Raw genomic sequence first — 16,498 nt, forward strand, 5'->3', positions numbered from 1 at the left:
TTTGTTGTGGTTTACCTGGCGCGGATTATAAAGAGCATCCCGGCAATTGACTATTGATGAAGGTAACATTTCTTTAAAATAAGATGAATTTTAGCAACAAACAGTCACCAACTGATCTACTGCATCGAAAATCTCACCGTCGCCACCTGCCCGGCGTCATCCATCACCAGCAGTTGATAATCCCCTTTCGTCGCCAGCCGTAGCGTAAGATGTTGTCCGCGTTCATCCAGCCTTTCGCCATTAAGAAACCACCAGCGCTCACCTGACCCGCCGATGGTTCGTACCGGCAATGAGGCTTGTGCAGAACCGGGTAAACGCCTCACAATCGCGCCATCACGCACCCCTGTCAACTGCAACGGCAGCGAATCGTCCTGCCCCAGCGGCGGACACGTGGCAGAAACCGGCGGTAATCTCGCCCTACGGCGCTCTGACTCCGGCAGCCATGACTCCAGCGGTAAAGGCCAGACGATTAATGTTTGTTCGCGCGCCTGCGGGCAATCTGCCGCCACACGTTTGCCTTCTTCGTCCAGCCAGACGGGGAAACGAATGCCACTCACGCCCTCCTGCTCGGGTAATAGCAACGTTGGCGGCTGGCTGCCGTCCAGTAGCCAGGTTGCCAGACGACGTCGACAGTTGCTGTCACCGGGCGCAAGAGATTGCCCACCAGGCCAGCACACCACGCCACGGCTAACGGATACCGGACGCGGATCTTCCGGCTGATTTGTCCCGCGAGAGAGCAGAAGATTATTGACCTGATTAAGCAGCGGCACGGCACTGGCAAATCCAAACTGGCCCACAACTGGCGTTCCGTCTGGTCTGCCAGTCCAGATACCGATCACATAACGAGCGTTAACACCAATCGCCCACGCATCGCGATAGCCATAGCTGGTGCCCGTTTTCCACGCCAGCGGGACCACTCTGCTCAAAGCGTTATCCGGTAGCGGTTGCGCTTCATCGGCCATAATACGGCGAATAATCCACGCCGCGCCCGCCGACATCAACGGACGTTCAAGCAGTGGGTCGCCCGGCTGCAGACGCAGTTTTCCCGCTTTTCCCTGCCGAGCAAAGGCGCTGTAGGCTGCGGCTATATCTTCCAGCCTTGCCCCCGCGCCGCCTAAAATCAGCGACAGATTCGGCGCTGCCCCTGCGGGCAGATACAGCGGTAAGCCAACGTTACGTAACGATGCGGCAAAACGCTTCGGGCCATAGGCTTCGAGTACCTGCACGGCGGGTAAATTCAACGACCTTACCAGCGCTTCGCTCATACTCACCGGTCCATGAAAACCGCTGTCAAAATTCCCTGGTCGATAGTCCCCGGTTCGCCGAGGTACATCCTGCAACAACGAAGCAGGATGAATGAGTCCGTCATCCAGCGCCAGACCATATACAAACGGCTTTAGCACCGAGCCCGGCGAACGGATCGCATTCACCATATCCACATGACCAAAGCGGGAGTCGTCATTCATATCTACCGACCCCACCCAGCCACGCACGCTCATATCGGTGTGATCGACCACAATCATCGCCAGCGAACTGCGTGCAGGTAAGCGCCCCTTCCAGTTTTGCGCCAGCTCTTCCAGTTGGCGCTGCAACCCGGCGTCAAGGGTGGTCACGATTTTATCGCTTCGGCTTTTTCCCAGCATCATGCGCGAGAATAACGGCGCTAACTGCGGCATTTGTCTGGGCGCCAACCAGACCGGTTCTTCGCGCGACTCCTGTACCTGTCTGGCAGGCCAAATGCCCTGCGTCGCCATACGTTCGAGCACTTTATTGCGCGCCGCTTGCGCGCGATCCGGCCAACGGTCCGGGCGCAGACGACTCGGCGCCTGGGGCAGCACCGCCAGCAGCGCAGCATCGGAATAACTCAATTGCGCGGGCGATTTGCCAAGATAGGCCCAGCTTGCCGCCCCCACGCCCTGCAGCGTACCGCCAAATGGCGCACGGTTAAGATACAGCGTCAGGATGTCGCGCTTGGAGAGGTGCCATTCCAGCTGCAATGCGCGCCAGAGCTGGCGGAACTTGCCGCCGAAGGTTCGCGGATGGGGATCGAGTAATCGTGCTACCTGCATGGTGAGCGTACTGCCGCCCGAAACCACACGCCCAGAGGAGAGGTCCTGCCACGCTGCGCGCAGCACGGAAAACGGATTGACGCCGGGATGTTTCCAGAACCAGCGGTCTTCGTAGTTAATTAACGCCTCAAGGTAGCGAGGCGATACCTCATCAGTAGCCACCGGATAACGCCAGATACCGTCCGCATCGGCGAAGCGCCACAGCGGCGTACCATCATGCGCCACCACGACCCGTGCCGGATCGACTTCGTGCAGCGGCAGCGGCCAGATTTTATCTGCCGCCCAAACCGCCGCCAGAAACAATAGCGCAACGGCTGCCACCCAGAGCCAGCAGCCGCGTTTACCCAACCCGCGCATCATTTACGGTCTGACAATCAAAAGTCCCTCTGTCGCACCGGTCGCGCGCCACTGCGGAACATACATTGATTCCACCTGCGGGACAGGAACCTGGTAGGTCCCCGGCGTTACCGCCCGCGCCAGATACACCAGCGTAACCGGTTGTCCTTCATTGACCGCCACCGCGGCAACAAAGCGATCGTCACGGAATTCAACGTGCTGGATATCCGCTTGTTGCATCTGATTGAGCAGATTCGCTACTTCGCTACCGCTATCCTGCAGGCTGGCGCTGCCGTTGGCCAGATTCTGGTTTTCCAGCTCCAGGCCGGCTGGCAGTAGATCGACCACCAGCGCATCCGGTACATTCTGGCTGGCTTTCACCTCCAGCCAGACCAGCACCAGCTCGCCGCTGCGCAGAGAATCCAGCGATTTACTGTTTCCGTCGAGCCCCAGGATTTGACGCTCAATATGCAAAACGTTGCTGGCAGGCGTCGGTGAGGTTTGCGGGTAACCGCTCACATCCAGACGCAGCCACAGTGGCAAATTACCGGTATTGGTGACGCTCAGCGTAGACAACGCATCGGCATCCAGATTCCGCGTCTGTGATTTCTCCCCGGCTAACGGTTGTTCAGAGAGTGACGTTTGCGCCTGCCATGTGCCTGGCAAGTCCTGTAACGTACGCGCGGCAAGGAACAGCGCATTATTTTCCTGAGTAGAGAGCCAGCGCTGCCCAAAGGCCTGTTCTGACAAGGTGTTCAGCAAGGTATTCTGCACGTCAGGTTTGAGTTTGTTCTCTTCCAGCAAGGCCAGCATCAGCGCGTTGTCGCGTAGCTGACTGCCGTAATCCGCCATCCACTGCTGCGCGTCGCGACGTGGTGTATTCAGCGCCAGGGTCAACGCCTGTTCACTGCGGTTGGCATCGCCCATGTTTTTCAGCGCGATCCCCAGTTGCAACAGCGGTAAACCGGAAGCGGCCTGTGCACGGTGCTCCCAGATCTCACGCAGCGCGCCGAGCGGGGCTTTCTGCTGACGAGCCAGCACCAGCGCGGCGTAGGCCTGTACGGCAAATCGGCTTGCAGATGCGTCGTCGGTATAGCGAATCGACATCATGCCCGGATCCTGCAAATAGCGCAGCAGCCGCTCGTTACCCCGGTTAATCACCTCCGCCGGGACGCTGTAGCCCTGTTCATTCGCTCGCACGAGGAAATCCATCACATACGCGGTCAGCCAGTACTCTTCCGATCCGTTTTTATCCCACAGCGCAAGACCGCCGTTATCACGCTGCATTTGCAGTAAACGAGAAATACCAATGTCTACTGCCGCACGGCGTTTTTCATCGCTATCACCCGCGATACCTAACGCCTTCAGCTGCGCGGCGTTGGTATATAAAGAAGGGAACAACCCGCTCGCCGTTTGCTCGAGGCAACCGTAAGGGTAGGCTTTCAGTTCGCGGATGTAGCGCGCCAGATTCAGCGGCGGCTTACCGCTAAACAGCAATTGCCCCTGCATCGTCGCTGGGGAGAAATTGGTCAGTTCTTCGACCGGAAGCTGCCAGGTTGCCCCCGGCTGAAGTGCGACGCCGTTATTCACGGTTTGCGCCGGGAATGCCGGTCGCACGCCAATCTTCCACTGTTTATGCTGCACAGGCAGCGTTTCACCCGGTAAAGTCAGACCGCTAATTTCTGCCTGAATTTCACCATCGCCAAAACCCTCCTGCGCGCGCACCGGAATAAACAGCGTAGTCCGTACGCCTGGCGCCAGATTCACCGGGGCGGGATCTTGCCCCATGAGTTCCAGCAGACCGCTGGCCGCGAGCTTAATATTCAGCGTTTGTGGTTTGTCAGTCAGGTTGGTCACATCCAGCGTCAGACGCGAGGTATCGCCCCCTGCCAGAAAGCGCGGCATGTTCAGTTCAGCAATCACCGGCGCGGCGACAATCACTTTGCTTTCGCTGCTGCCAAAGTCATCCGCCGTCCAGGCTTGCGCCATTACCCGCAGCTCGCCGTTGAAATCACCAATCGGTAACGTCACCGTACCTTCGCCCTGCTCGTTAAGCGTAACCGGCAGCGCCTGTTGCGCCACAATATTGACGTGATTGACCGGTGGCTTACCGCCGCGTTTTAATTCATCGCCATCACCACCAAAGCGCAGCGCCGCCAGGCGCCCTTGCCCTTCGATCACCTGGCCGTAAATATCATAAATATCTGCGCCATAGCGTTTTTGCCCGAAAAACGCCTGCCACGGATCCGGCGTGGCGTAGTCGGTAATGTTCAACACCCCGCTGTCGACGGCTGAGACCAGCACATTAACCTGCTTTGGCACCTCGCCATTTTTAACGCTGGCTTTAATCTTGACGGTCAACGGCTGATTTGGCCGTATTTTCGCCGGGCTTTCCAGGGCCAGCGCCAGACGACGGTTTTCATCGCCTAGCGGTAAATGTAGTAAGCCGACCGCCCGTTTTGGCGTTGCCGAACGGGACTTGTCGCCAGGACGAACCACCAGCGCACTGAGATACAAATCGTGGCGATTCCAGGCTTTATCGACCGGGATGGAGATATCGAGACCATCCGCCGGTACGTCTATTTCTTGCCACCACAGCGGGCCTTCGCTGGATTCCACCATTGCATAACCTTTGCCAGCAGCGGGAGCGGCAACGTGTAGCTTCATGGTATCACCAGGACGATAGCTGGGTTTATCAAGTTTCAGGGTCACGCGATCGGGACGCACTGCCCCACTGCCGTCGCTGTTATCCTGCCAGCTATAACCCGCCCAGAAGCGTACGCTGCTCACCGCATCATTCGGGGCTTTGACTTCCAGACGATAGGCACCCCACTCAACCGGAAAGCTGACTTTACCGGTCTCATCCGCTTTAAGATCCAGTGTCTGCTCACCCTCAACAAGATCCTTTTGATCGAACTGTGATTGCCAGCCCTCGCCTTCAGACCAGTTCCAGTAATAATCACGACGTTCACGGATCAAACGCACCTGCAAGCCGGACACCGCTCTTTTATCGCCTTGCGCATCGGCATACACAATATCGAAAGCAGCGTTGCTGTCTTCATCGACAATAGGCTGATTCACGGTGGTATCGGTGCGGTAATCATAAACGGCTTTTGCCGCAAACTGCGGGCGAATACCCGGCAGTGTGTCCGCAGGCCAGATGGCTTGTTCAGCCCTACGCGTTACCGGACGGCCACCTGATTCCAGCAGGCTGGCTTGCAGGATCACCTGTAACGGAGAATGTGTCTCCTGCCATTGGCTGTTGGTAGTCACTTCGCCGCGACCGTGATCATCCAGCGTCAACTGCACTTCATCGAGACTGCGGGAAAGGTTTTCTTCGGCAATATTACCAAACTGGAACCCTGGTAATGCCTGCACCGCTTCGCGCAGCGGGCGCAGGAAAAGCTGCCCTTGCAGGGCATTGCCGTTAGCGGGCGCGCCGTACAGGTAGTAGCCCACTACCGAGAACTTCACTTCATCAGTTGGCGCTACCGGCATTTTGCTGGCGGTGAGATTGAGCGCCATCCGCTCCGGCATAAAATCTTCAACGTGGAAATCCCACATCCGCGACTGGTTGTCGCCTGTATTGGCACGAATATGCCACATACCGGTTGGCGCGCTGCTGTCCAGCGGCCAGCTAAAGCGGTACAGGCCGTTCTCCGGCTGGCTAACTACCGAGCGTAAGACCTGTCCGTCGGGCTTAACGACTTCCAGCTTCACTGGCTGGTCGGGTAACGTTTTACCGTCGCTGTCACGCAGTAATCCGTTGAGGATCACCGTCTCGCCAGGCCGATAGAGGTCACGGGGACCAAACATAAAGAACTGTTTGCTGTATCCCGGCGCACCGGCAATATCAAACTCAGCCAGGTCCAACGCCGGAAGCTTCAGATCCAGCAGCGTGGTTTGTCCGTCTTTGCGGGCCAACAATAAGGCCGCGTCTTTATCGGTCTTAAGCGTTACATGACCCTGGGTGTCGCTGGTTGCCTGCGCCAGCGTCTGCCCTTTTTCGTTGAGTAACGTGACCTCAATACCCTGCTGCGCGGCGCCGTTTTCCAGACTCTGCGTAAAGACATCCAGTTGATTGTGGTAACGGTGCGCAGACACACCAATATCGCTGAGCGTGAACAGCGTAGCGGCATTGCTGTAGTTGTATTGTCCAGCCTGATTCATCACTGCGATGTAAACGCCCGCTTGCTGCAACGGCTTGATATCGCTCAGCGGCAGCAGCAACTTCTCACGGGTGTTACGCGCCGGATTGAGGTCAAAGCGTCCGGTATAAACCAGTTCAGCCATTTTCAGCAGATTGTCGGACTCCCAGTTTGCCAACGAATTGCGGTATTCCCACTGGCTGACAAACGCGCCGAGCGACTCAGGCTTCACGCGAAAGAAGTTCACATCCACGCTATTAACGTTAAGAGCCATAACCGGCAGCCCTTCAATCACTTTTCCCGGCAGCAGCGAGCCACGACTGGCGAACCCTACGCTTGGCTGAACGTCACGGGTGGTAATGTTTTTTTCATAATCTATAGAGAACGTCGCTTTATTCAGCGCCAACAAATCACGCTCAATAGTCACCACCAGTTCCCGGTTGGGTTCGAGATGGCGTAAGCGTAGCTCTTTCAGATTTGGCGCCAGCTCCCAGGCACCATCCACTTTGCCGCTTTTTTTATCAACAACGTGCACTACGCGGGAAAAATCTTGTTCTGGATCGAGGGGAATGGAGAAGGTCAACACGAGCGTTGCCGCACCGTCGAGCTGGACCTCTGAGGCATCCAGCAGCGTCAGCGACTTGCCCTGGCTTTGCTGCATCAGCTTTTGTAATTGGGCCTTGTCTTTTACTGGCGCAGTCTGGGAAGCTGGCGAGTCAGGTTTCGCAGCCGTCGGTGATTTTTCATTATTATTATCGCACCCAACCAGTGCCAGCATCAGCATGCAGGCCGCTACGCGTAAATGTTTCATTTTTCATCCCTGGCCGCAGTGGCCCGTTAGCTACGTAGAACAACTATTATGCGTTAGTTTTCAGGCTGTGGAAGCCAGTAAATGAACAACGTTGTCCTAATTTTCGTGATTAATGTGGATTCGCCTGACAAATCAGCCTCTTTTACTTGTCGCTTTGTACTAAACGTCCGACAATTTGCCAAAACCTGGTAAAAATGGAGATGCCTATGACCACCGCCTTCTTTGTCGCTGCCGACTGGCTTGCCGAACACATTGACGACCCGGAAATACAAATTCTTGATGCCCGGATGGCACCTCCAGGACAGGAAGATCGCGATGTTGGCGAGGAGTATCGTGCGGGCCATATTCCTGGCGCAGTCTTTTTTGATATTGAAGCGCTTTCCGACCATACGTCACCGCTACCGCATATGATGCCGCGCCCGGAAGCCTTTGCTGTAGCTATGCGTGAGCTGGGCGTTGATCAGGATAAACATCTGATTGTCTACGATGACGGAAATCTGTTTTCCGCTCCACGCGCATGGTGGATGCTGCGGACTTTTGGCGTCGAGAATGTCTCCATTCTGGCGGGCGGTCTGGCAGGCTGGCAGCGTGATGAGCTAATGCTCCAGGAAGGAGATGAGGATTTACCTGAAGGTGAATTTAACGTGGCATTTACGCCTGAAGCCGTCGTGCGCGTCACTGATGTGCTGCTGGCCAGTCATGAAAAAACGGCGCAGATCGTCGATGCCCGTCCGGCTGCGCGTTTTAATGCTGAAGTTGACGAGCCGCGTCCAGGCCTGAAACGTGGTCATGTGCCCGGTGCGCTTAACGTACCGTGGACAGAGCTGGTTCGTGACGGTGAACTGAAAACCACCGACGAACTGGATGCTATTTTCTTCAGCCACGGCGTAAGCTTTGACCGCCCCATTATCGCCAGCTGCGGCTCTGGCGTAACGGCTGCTGTCGTGGTACTGGCGCTTGCCACGCTGGGCGTTTCTAACGTCGCATTGTATGACGGCGCATGGAGCGAATGGGGAGCGCGGAGTGATTTACCGGTAGAACCGAAATTATAAAGCTGGAAAAGCCGGATAGCGCTTCGCTCATCCGGCCTACAATTTAGATAATCCGGTTCTGTTTAAAGTCGCGCAGGAAACCACCCCAGCGGCGCTCATAGAACGGGGCGATGTGCTCAGTGATAAAGTGGCTGACGCCCTTCTCGCCTTTCTTCACCTGGCAAATATCAATCGGTTCATCGCCCGGCAATGTGTCGGTTGCGACGCTGCCCGCAGCGTGGATGATCTCTTCAATATCCCCTTCCGCTTCAATACCAATCAGCAGATTCGGCTGGGCTTCCGCGTTTTCTTTGATTGAGCAGAGAAACGCGCGTTTTACCGGCTTGATGGTTTTAAACAGCGTGGTCAGCGAGTCGATCATCTGCGCCGGAGGTTCGGCGACTTCAGAGAGGATCAGCGATTCACCGCCTTCGAGTACTTCCTGGGTGCTCAGCGGATTACCCTCTTCCCCCATCAGCAGGCTTACCTCACGCGGCATAAATTCTTTGCCGGTCGGCAGTTTCGCGTTGAGAAACAGCGTTTCGCCGAGCGTCATTTCAAACAACGTACGCACCGGCATCACGACAAACGCTTGTTCATCTTCCACCGCCTGTTGCAGGGCTTCCAGAGAGGTGAAGAACGGGATCACGGTCGTGCCGTCTTCTTTCTCCCAGTGCTGCAGATCGAGGGCGCTGTCTTCAACCACCGCCTCACCTTCAGCGGCGGTACCCGGTACCCAGACGGTGGATTCCAGTAAAGTACGGAAAAATGCCGGACGATGCGCAGGCTCTGTCGCCGCTTGCTCCAGCAATGTTTCTAGTTCATTTTTTGATTCGGACATAAGTATCACAAATTGGATGAATACATGTAGGCCGGATAAGCGTAGCGCCATCCGGCAATACAGTCATGAATTAGGCAGTCAGCAGATTCGCGATAGTGCGCACACCCAGACCAGTTGCACCCGCAGACCACTGCTCAACCGGCGCTTTGCGATAGGTCGCAGAGCAGTCGATGTGCAACCAGCCCTGCTGGTAGTTTTCCACGAAATGGGACAGGAAGCCCGCCGCGGTGCTTGCGCCAGCCGGGTAAGCCGCACTGCCGGTGTTGTTCAGTTCAGCAAAGTTAGACGGCAACTGGCTTCGGTGGAACTCTGCCAGCGGCAGACGCCAGAACGGTTCGTTTTCTTGCGCCGCACTGGCCAGCAGGCGAGCAGCCAGCTGATCATCAAAGCTAAACAGCGCGTGGTAATCGTTACCCAACGCTGTTTTCGCCGCGCCGGTCAGCGTGGCGGCATCAATGATCAGATCCGGTTTCTGCGCGCTGGCGTCGATCAGGCCATCGGCCAGCACCAGGCGTCCTTCGGCATCGGTATTCATCACTTCAACTTTTTTACCGTTGCGATAGTGAATAATATCGCCGAGCTTAAAAGCGTTGCCGCTGATCAGGTTATCCGCGCAGCATAGATACAGCTTCACGCGCTTGTTCAGACCACGGGTGATGGCAAACGCCAGCGCGCCGGTGACCGTTGCCGCACCGCCCATGTCGGACTTCATTGAGTCCATAAATGCGCTTTGCTTGATGCTGTAACCGCCGGAATCAAAGGTAATTCCCTTGCCAACCAGACAGGCATAAACCGGGGCTTCCTTGTCGCCAGTCGGGTTGTAATCCAGCGCCAGCAGCACCGGCGGACGTTCGGAGCCACGACCCACGGTATGCAGTCCCATGTAGTTCTGCTCACGCAGATCTTCGCCTTTGGTGATCCGGTAAGAGACGTTATCACAAGCCACGCCACACAGCAGGTCGACCGCGCGTTGCGCCAGTTGTTCCGGGCCCAGCTCTTCTGCCGGGGCGTTAATGGTATCGCGCACCCAGTCAATAATCTTCAGACGGCTATCCAGCTCTTTGCGCTGCGCTTCGTCCAGGGCGGCCCACTCTACTTTGCGGGTGCCTTTTGGTCCCTTGTAACCCTGCCAGAACGCCCAGCTACGTTCGGTATCCCAGCCTTCACCGTCCAGTTGAACGTGTTTAATGCCCAGGCCGTCGATTTTACGCGCGGCACGCTGGATAAGGCCGAGGTCATCTTTTCCGTTCAGGTGCAGGGTAATGCCGTCATTATTAATGCTGTATGTCGCCTTTTCACCCCAGCGGGCATCGGCGGGTTGCGTGGAAAGCGTAATTTTCATGGCTTCTGTCATTTTATTTATCCTTATTTTCGCGCATACAGGAAAACGGGCCACCCGTGGGCAGCCCGTTGACTTATTCGGCTTCGTCCAGCCAGACCAGCAAAATGGCCTCAAGGATTTTTTCGTTCGATGCCTGCGGATCATCATCGAACTCTTCCAGGTCACAGATCCATTGATGCAGATCGGTGAAACGAACGGTCTTGGGATCGAGGTCGGGGAACGCGTCATACAGCGCCTCGCCGATCTCGCGGCTATCGGTCCACTTCAGTCCCATACTACCCTCTGTTAATGCTCACGCGCATGATTGATTGTGTAACGTGGGATTTCGACCACTAAATCGTCCTCGGTTACCCGCGCCTGACAGCTTAAACGGCTCTCCGGCTCCAGTCCCCAGGCTTTATCCAGCATGTCGTCTTCTTCTTCCGTACTTTCCGGCAAAGAATCAAAACCTTCACGTACGATGCAGTGGCAGGTTGTGCAGGCACAGGATTTTTCACAGGCGTGTTCAATCTCGATACCGTTACGCAGGGCAACGTCAAGAATGGTTTCGCCGGTCTCAGCTTCCAGAACTGCGCCATCGGGACAGAGATCCTGATGAGGCAAAATAACAATCTTTGGCATATTAAACCTCGTCCACGGAATGGCCTTTCAGCGCGCTACGGACAGATTTGTCCATGCGGCGAGCGGCGAATTCCTGGGTTTGTTTGTCTACGTTTTTAATGGCTTGTTCTATCGCGTCAACATCGTCACCCTGTGCAACCTCGCTCAAGTGCGCGGCGGCGGTGTCGATAGCCTGACGTTCTGCGGCGCTTAACAGCGCGGCATCAGCGTTCAGCGCACCGGATAAACTTTCCAGTACGCGTGCCGCTTCGACTTTCTGTTCTGCCAGCATACGGGCTTTAACGTCCTGCTCGGCAAAACTCATCGAATCCTGAATCATGGAGGCGATTTCACTGTCGGTCAGACCGTAGGACGGTTTAACCTGAATTGAGGACTCAACGCCGGTGGATTTCTCCATAGCGGTGACGCTCAGCAGCCCATCAGCATCTACCTGGAAGGTCACGCGGATATGCGCACCGCCTGCCGGCAATGCCGGGATGCCGCGCAGCGCAAAACGCGCCAGTGAACGGCAGTCCTGCACCAGCTCACGTTCGCCCTGCATCACGTGAATGGACATCGCGGTTTGGCCATCTTTAAAGGTGGTAAAGTCCTGCGCGCGCGCCACCGGGATAGTGGTGTTACGCGGGATCACTTTCTCCACCAGTCCGCCCATGGTTTCCAGCCCCAGGGACAGCGGGATAACGTCCAGCAGCAGCATTTCGCTGTCCGGTTTATTTCCGACCAGAATATCGGCCTGGATTGCCGCACCGATAGCGACCACTTTGTCCGGGTCGATAGAGGTCAGCGGCGTACGGCCAAAAAACTCACCGACGCGTTCACGTACCAATGGCACGCGCGTTGAACCACCGACCATCACCACTTCCAGCACATCCTGCGGCTCTACGCCCGCATCTTTCAGCGCGCGTCGGCAGGCCAGCAGCGTACGCTTGACCAGTGCGGAAATAAGTTCATTGAAGGTTTCACGGGTGATTTCACCCTGCCATCCTGCCACGTTAACCGTTACAGAATCAGCGTCGCTAAGCGCGATTTTCGCTGCAATCGCGGCATCCAGCAGTTCGCGCTGTACGCGGTTATCGCTGCGATCGGCCATGCCCGCCTGCTCGCGAATGTAATCGGCCAGCAGATGGTCAAAATCGTCGCCGCCCAGCGCGGAATCGCCGCCGGTCGCCAGCACTTCGAACACACCGCGACTCAGGCGCAGAATGGAAATGTCAAACGTACCGCCGCCAAGGTCATAGACCGCGATCACGCCTTCCTGACCGGAGTCCAGGCCATACGCGATCGCCGCAGCGGTCGGTTCGTTCAACAAACGCAATACGTGCAGGCCCGCCAGACGCGCGGCGTCTTTGGTTCCCTGACGCTGCGCATCGTCAAAGTAAGCCGGAACGGTGATTACCACGCCGTCCAGCTCGCCAGACAGCGCTTCGGTTGCCCGTGCGGCCAATGCTTTCAGAATATCAGCGGAGACACGCACCGGGTTAAGCAAACCGGCTGCGGTTTCAATCATCGGCAAACCGTTTTCGCTCGCGTGGAACGTATAAGGCAGATGCGGGTAACGCGCCTGAATATCCGCCAGAGAGCGGCCCATCATGCGTTTTACCGAGCTGACGGTGTTGGCCGTATCCAGCGCGGCATTGGCGCGGGCATCGTAACCGACAGAGTAGCCCTGCTGCTGATAGTGAACCACTGACGGCAACAGGTGGCGACCTTGATGGTCTGCCAGCGTTTCGGCCTGGCCGCTGCGTACGGTCGCAACCAGGGAGTTGGTGGTGCCTAAATCGATACCTACCGCCAGACGACGCTGGTGCGGCGCGGCGCTCAGACCAGGCTCACTAATTTGTAATAAGGCCATTTTCGCTTCCGGAAATTAAAAATCGAGCAGTTTTTCTTCGAGTTGTTCTGCACTGCTTCGCAGTTTATCGAGAAAACGCAGCTTACGCACGGTATCTGCCGCGACGTCCCACGTCTCGCTATCCAGCTGTTCCACCATCAGTTGATGGCGAACGTTATACATTTCGCTGACGCGTTGCATAAACGCATCTAAACGTTGACTGTCTTTTGCCTGTTCAATTTCATCCAGCTCTTCACGCAGCTCAAGTTGCTCCATCAGGAACGCGGTATCGCGCACCGTGTGCTGCTCGCTGCGGATGTCAAAGCCGTGTAAGGACAATAAGTATTCGGCGCGCATCAAAGGATGACGCAGCGTTTGCCAGGCCTGGTTGATAGTGGCGGACTGCGAAACCGCAGCAAGTTGTTCCGCCTGGGAACCGCTGGCGAATTTATCAGGATGATACTGACGTTGTAGATCCTGAAAACGTAGGCTCAGCGCCTGAGTATCGAGCTGATAACGGGCCGGTAAGCCAAAGAGGGTGAAGTAGTCCATAACATTCTCAGGGCATCGATTCTCTGTTGTTCGATGAGGCAAAACCAGAGAGTCAGGTAAAACAAACCCCACGCGCAGGCGACCACGGTGGGGTTATCAGTAAGCGCGTTACACGTGGAAGCTTTCGCCGCATCCACATTCGTCTTTCACGTTTGGGTTAGTGAACTTAAACCCTTCGTTCAGACCTTCTTTGACGAAGTCTAACTGCGTACCGTCGAGGAATTGCAGGCTCTTACCGTCGATCACGACTTTTACGCCTTTGTCTTCAAACACGGTATCTTCAGCCGCCGGCTCGTCAACAAATTCCAGTACATAAGCCATACCTGAGCAGCCGGAGGTTCTCACGCCCAGACGCAGACCAAACCCTTTACCGCGGTTTGCCAGGAAGGTATTTACACGCGCTGCTGCACTGTCGCTTAAGGTAATCGACATAATAAAACCTCAACTCTTAATTATTTTGCTTCACGTTTGCTTTTGTAATCCGCAATCGCGGCTTTAATCGCGTCTTCAGCCAGAATAGAGCAGTGAATTTTCACCGGTGGCAGTTCAAGTTCGTCGGCAATATCGGTGTTTTTAATCGCCTGTGCTTCATCCAGAGATTTCCCTTTTACCCATTCGGTAACCAGAGAGCTGGAGGCAATAGCGGAACCGCAGCCGTAAGTCTTGAAACGCGCGTCTTCAATGATACCCTCATTGTTGACTTTGATCTGCAACTTCATCACGTCGCCACAGGCCGGTGCACCCACCATGCCGCTGCCCACGTTCTCGTCGCTGTTGTCAAAAGAACCCACGTTACGTGGATTCTCGTAATGATCGATTACTTTTTCGCTGTAAGCCATGATGAATTCTCCTTATCGGTACCGATTAGTGATGTGACCATTCAATGCTGTTCAGATCCACGCCCTGTTTGAACATTTCCCACAGCGGAGAAAGGTCGCGCAGGCGGCCGATGGAGTTGCGAACCAGATTGATGGCGTAGTCAATCTCTTCTTCGGTAGTGAAACGACCTAAAGAGAAACGAATTGAGCTGTGTGCCAGCTCGTCGGTCATCCCCAGCGCGCGCAGCACGTAGGATGGCTCCAGGCTTGCAGAAGTACATGCAGAACCGGAGGATACAGCCAGGTCTTTCAGCGCCATAATCAGCGACTCGCCTTCAACAAAGTTGAAGCTGACGTTGAGAATGTTCGGTGCGCCCTGCTCGAGGTCACCATTGAGGTACACCTCTTCCATATCTTTCACGCCGTTCCACAGACGGTTACGCAGACTGCGCAGGCGCGCCATCTCGGTTTCCATCTCTTCTTTAGCGATACGGTAAGCTTCACCCATACCGACGATCTGGTGCACAGGCAGCGTACCGGAACGCATGCCGCGCTCGTGACCGCCGCCGTGCATCTGCGCTTCAATACGAATACGCGGTTTACGACGAACGTACAGCGCACCGATACCTTTCGGACCATAGATTTTGTGGCCGGAGAAAGACATCAGGTCAACTTTCAGTTGGCTCAGATCGATAGGCAGTTTGCCCACGCTCTGGGTTGCATCAACGTGATAGATAATGCCGCGCGCACGGCACATTTCGCCGATAGTCGCGATATCCTGCACCACGCCGATTTCGTTGTTCACGTGCATGATGGACACGAGGATAGTGTCGTCACGCATTGTCGCTTCAAGTTCTTTCAGGTCAATAATGCCGTTACGCTGCGGGGCGAGGTAGGTGACTTCGAACCCTTCGCGCTCCAGCTGACGACAGGTATCCAGCACGGCTTTGTGTTCGGTTTTGCTGGTGATGATGTGCTTGCCTTTTTTCTGATAAAAGTTGGCTGCACCTTTAATCGCCAGGTTATCGGATTCAGTCGCACCGGAAGTAAAGACGATCTCACGCGGGTCAGCGCCCACGAGGTCGGCAATCTGGTTACGGGCGATATCTACCGCCTCTTCAGCCTGCCAGCCGAAACGGTGTGAACGAGACGCTGGGTTACCAAAGTTTCCGTCCAGGGTCAGACACTGCATCATTTTCTCGGCAACACGCGGGTCCACCGGCGTGGTTGCGGAGTAGTCGAGATAGATCGGTAATTTCATTGCTCTATAAACTCCGTACATCGCTTCAATGCAAGGAATCAGGCAACCGGCTGGATGTACGACCGAGTTAACGGGGCGTCGAACGCCCCGGCCTGATTCTAATATCTTATTATCTTTGCCCTAAATAGTTCGTGTTGCAGCAAGGCGGCAAACTTGAGAGTGCCCAGGAGCTTACATCAAGTAAGTGACTGGGGCGAGCAAGTGCGGCCAACGCAGTTGCGGCACGAAATATAACGGGCAAATTATGCGCGTAACTTAACGTCGATCGCGTCTTGAGCACGATTAGTGCGTGGAGCGTCATGCGTGTGCTGGCGACCAGACACATCCAGGACTTCCTGATTATTAACCAGCTCGCCCAACGTAATGTTGTTGAGGAAGCCGGTCAGACGATCGCTCAGATCGCGCCACAGCGCGTGGGTCAGGCACTTATCGCCGCCCTGACAACCGCCTTTACCCTGGCAACGGGTCGCATCTACAGACTCGTCAACAGCGCTAATCACTTCACCTACTGCGATGCTGCCGGCATCTTTACCCAGCAAGTACCCGCCGCCTGGTCCACGAACGCTGGAAACCAGACCGTTTTTACGCAAACGGGAAAACAGCTGCTCCAGATATGACAGGGAAATTCCCTGACGTTCAGAAATATCAGCCAACGGTACCGGGCCCGTTTCGGAGTTGAGCGCAACGTCCAACATTGCGGTCACGGCATAACGCCCTTTTGATGTCAGTCTCATGTCTTACTTAGCCTCAAACTCGCCCCTGCCCGGGGTTTTTTATTGTAAAATGGGGGTATTGCATAGCAGGGGCAAGTCTGACATTCCCGACTAAATCAGTCAA

At 55.7% G+C, this 16,498-nt stretch carries 13 protein-coding genes; 1 reads left to right on the plus strand and 12 read right to left on the minus strand.

Features of this window, described 5'->3' with window-relative positions:
- Positions 1–116 precede the first annotated feature (116 nt).
- Positions 117–2,429, minus strand: coding sequence for a peptidoglycan glycosyltransferase PbpC (gene pbpC / locus OGV94_RS03165; RefSeq protein WP_286522568.1), 2,313 nt, complete (start codon positions 2,427–2,429; stop codon positions 117–119).
- The gene (locus OGV94_RS03170; protein ID WP_286522570.1) at positions 2,430–7,364 is read right to left on the minus strand and encodes an alpha-2-macroglobulin family protein; all 4,935 of its coding nucleotides are present in this window, start codon (positions 7,362–7,364) and stop codon (positions 2,430–2,432) included.
- A gap of 206 nt (positions 7,365–7,570) precedes the next feature.
- Between OGV94_RS03170 and sseA the strand changes: the two genes are divergently transcribed.
- Positions 7,571–8,416 carry a 3-mercaptopyruvate sulfurtransferase gene (sseA, locus tag OGV94_RS03175; RefSeq protein ID WP_043017190.1) on the plus strand — a complete coding sequence of 282 codons (846 nt, stop codon included), beginning with the start codon at positions 7,571–7,573 and terminating at the stop codon, positions 8,414–8,416.
- Positions 8,417–8,459: 43 nt separating this feature from the next.
- Here sseA and sseB read toward each other — a convergent pair whose 3' ends face one another.
- The 10 genes from sseB to iscR all read right to left on the minus strand — a co-directional run bounded on the left by sseB (position 8,460) and on the right by iscR (position 16,395).
- On the minus strand, positions 8,460–9,236 hold the full coding sequence (sseB, locus tag OGV94_RS03180; RefSeq protein WP_047409515.1) for an enhanced serine sensitivity protein SseB: 777 nt from the start codon (positions 9,234–9,236) through the stop codon (positions 8,460–8,462).
- Positions 9,237–9,306: 70 nt separating this feature from the next.
- Positions 9,307–10,590: an aminopeptidase PepB gene (gene pepB, locus OGV94_RS03185; protein ID WP_199994288.1), complete on the minus strand. Its 1,284-nt coding sequence runs from the start codon at positions 10,588–10,590 to the stop codon at positions 9,307–9,309.
- A 61-nt stretch (positions 10,591–10,651) separates the two neighbouring features.
- Complete coding sequence (iscX, locus tag OGV94_RS03190) at positions 10,652–10,852, minus strand: Fe-S cluster assembly protein IscX (RefSeq protein WP_003037694.1); 201 nt, start codon at positions 10,850–10,852, stop codon at positions 10,652–10,654.
- Between the two features lie 11 nt (positions 10,853–10,863).
- Positions 10,864–11,199 (minus strand): ISC system 2Fe-2S type ferredoxin, encoded by a 336-nt coding sequence (gene fdx / locus OGV94_RS03195; RefSeq protein WP_003037690.1) that lies wholly within the window; start codon positions 11,197–11,199, stop codon positions 10,864–10,866.
- Position 11,200: 1 nt separating this feature from the next.
- A complete protein-coding gene (gene hscA, locus OGV94_RS03200; RefSeq protein WP_181634426.1) occupies positions 11,201–13,051 on the minus strand; it encodes a Fe-S protein assembly chaperone HscA in 1,851 nt (616 codons plus the stop codon).
- A gap of 15 nt (positions 13,052–13,066) precedes the next feature.
- A complete protein-coding gene (gene hscB / locus OGV94_RS03205) occupies positions 13,067–13,582 on the minus strand; it encodes a co-chaperone HscB (RefSeq protein ID WP_047409509.1) in 516 nt (171 codons plus the stop codon).
- 108 nt (positions 13,583–13,690) lie between these two features.
- On the minus strand, positions 13,691–14,014 hold the full coding sequence (gene iscA / locus OGV94_RS03210) for an iron-sulfur cluster assembly protein IscA (RefSeq protein ID WP_003835203.1): 324 nt from the start codon (positions 14,012–14,014) through the stop codon (positions 13,691–13,693).
- Positions 14,015–14,034: 20 nt separating this feature from the next.
- Positions 14,035–14,421 (minus strand): Fe-S cluster assembly scaffold IscU, encoded by a 387-nt coding sequence (iscU, locus tag OGV94_RS03215; protein ID WP_002913991.1) that lies wholly within the window; start codon positions 14,419–14,421, stop codon positions 14,035–14,037.
- A gap of 25 nt (positions 14,422–14,446) precedes the next feature.
- Entirely contained in the window at positions 14,447–15,661 is a 1,215-nt protein-coding gene (gene iscS, locus OGV94_RS03220) for a cysteine desulfurase (protein WP_286522574.1), read from the minus strand.
- Between the two features lie 242 nt (positions 15,662–15,903).
- On the minus strand, positions 15,904–16,395 hold the full coding sequence (gene iscR / locus OGV94_RS03225; protein ID WP_003037674.1) for a Fe-S cluster assembly transcriptional regulator IscR: 492 nt from the start codon (positions 16,393–16,395) through the stop codon (positions 15,904–15,906).
- Positions 16,396–16,498 lie beyond the last annotated feature (103 nt).

Source organism: Citrobacter sp. Ce006 (genome assembly GCF_030336535.1).
Lineage (GTDB): Bacteria > Pseudomonadota > Gammaproteobacteria > Enterobacterales > Enterobacteriaceae > Citrobacter > Citrobacter europaeus.

Bases quoted from the DNA above. Each gene is read 5' to 3' on its own strand.
- iscA (WP_003835203.1), bottom strand. From the start codon at position 14,014: ATGTCGATTACCTTAAGCGACAGTGCAGCAGCGCGTGTAAATACCTTC.
- pbpC (WP_286522568.1), bottom strand. From the start codon at position 2,429: ATGATGCGCGGGTTGGGTAAACGCGGCTGCTGGCTCTGGGTGGCAGCC.
- OGV94_RS03170 (WP_286522570.1), bottom strand. From the start codon at position 7,364: ATGAAACATTTACGCGTAGCGGCCTGCATGCTGATGCTGGCACTGGTT.
- iscX (WP_003037694.1), bottom strand. From the start codon at position 10,852: ATGGGACTGAAGTGGACCGATAGCCGCGAGATCGGCGAGGCGCTGTAT.
- sseA (WP_043017190.1), top strand. From the start codon at position 7,571: ATGACCACCGCCTTCTTTGTCGCTGCCGACTGGCTTGCCGAACACATT.
- hscB (WP_047409509.1), bottom strand. From the start codon at position 13,582: ATGGACTACTTCACCCTCTTTGGCTTACCGGCCCGTTATCAGCTCGAT.
- pepB (WP_199994288.1), bottom strand. From the start codon at position 10,590: ATGACAGAAGCCATGAAAATTACGCTTTCCACGCAACCCGCCGATGCC.
- iscR (WP_003037674.1), bottom strand. From the start codon at position 16,395: ATGAGACTGACATCAAAAGGGCGTTATGCCGTGACCGCAATGTTGGAC.
- iscS (WP_286522574.1), bottom strand. From the start codon at position 15,661: ATGAAATTACCGATCTATCTCGACTACTCCGCAACCACGCCGGTGGAC.
- fdx (WP_003037690.1), bottom strand. From the start codon at position 11,199: ATGCCAAAGATTGTTATTTTGCCTCATCAGGATCTCTGTCCCGATGGC.
- iscU (WP_002913991.1), bottom strand. From the start codon at position 14,421: ATGGCTTACAGCGAAAAAGTAATCGATCATTACGAGAATCCACGTAAC.
- hscA (WP_181634426.1), bottom strand. From the start codon at position 13,051: ATGGCCTTATTACAAATTAGTGAGCCTGGTCTGAGCGCCGCGCCGCAC.
- sseB (WP_047409515.1), bottom strand. From the start codon at position 9,236: ATGTCCGAATCAAAAAATGAACTAGAAACATTGCTGGAGCAAGCGGCG.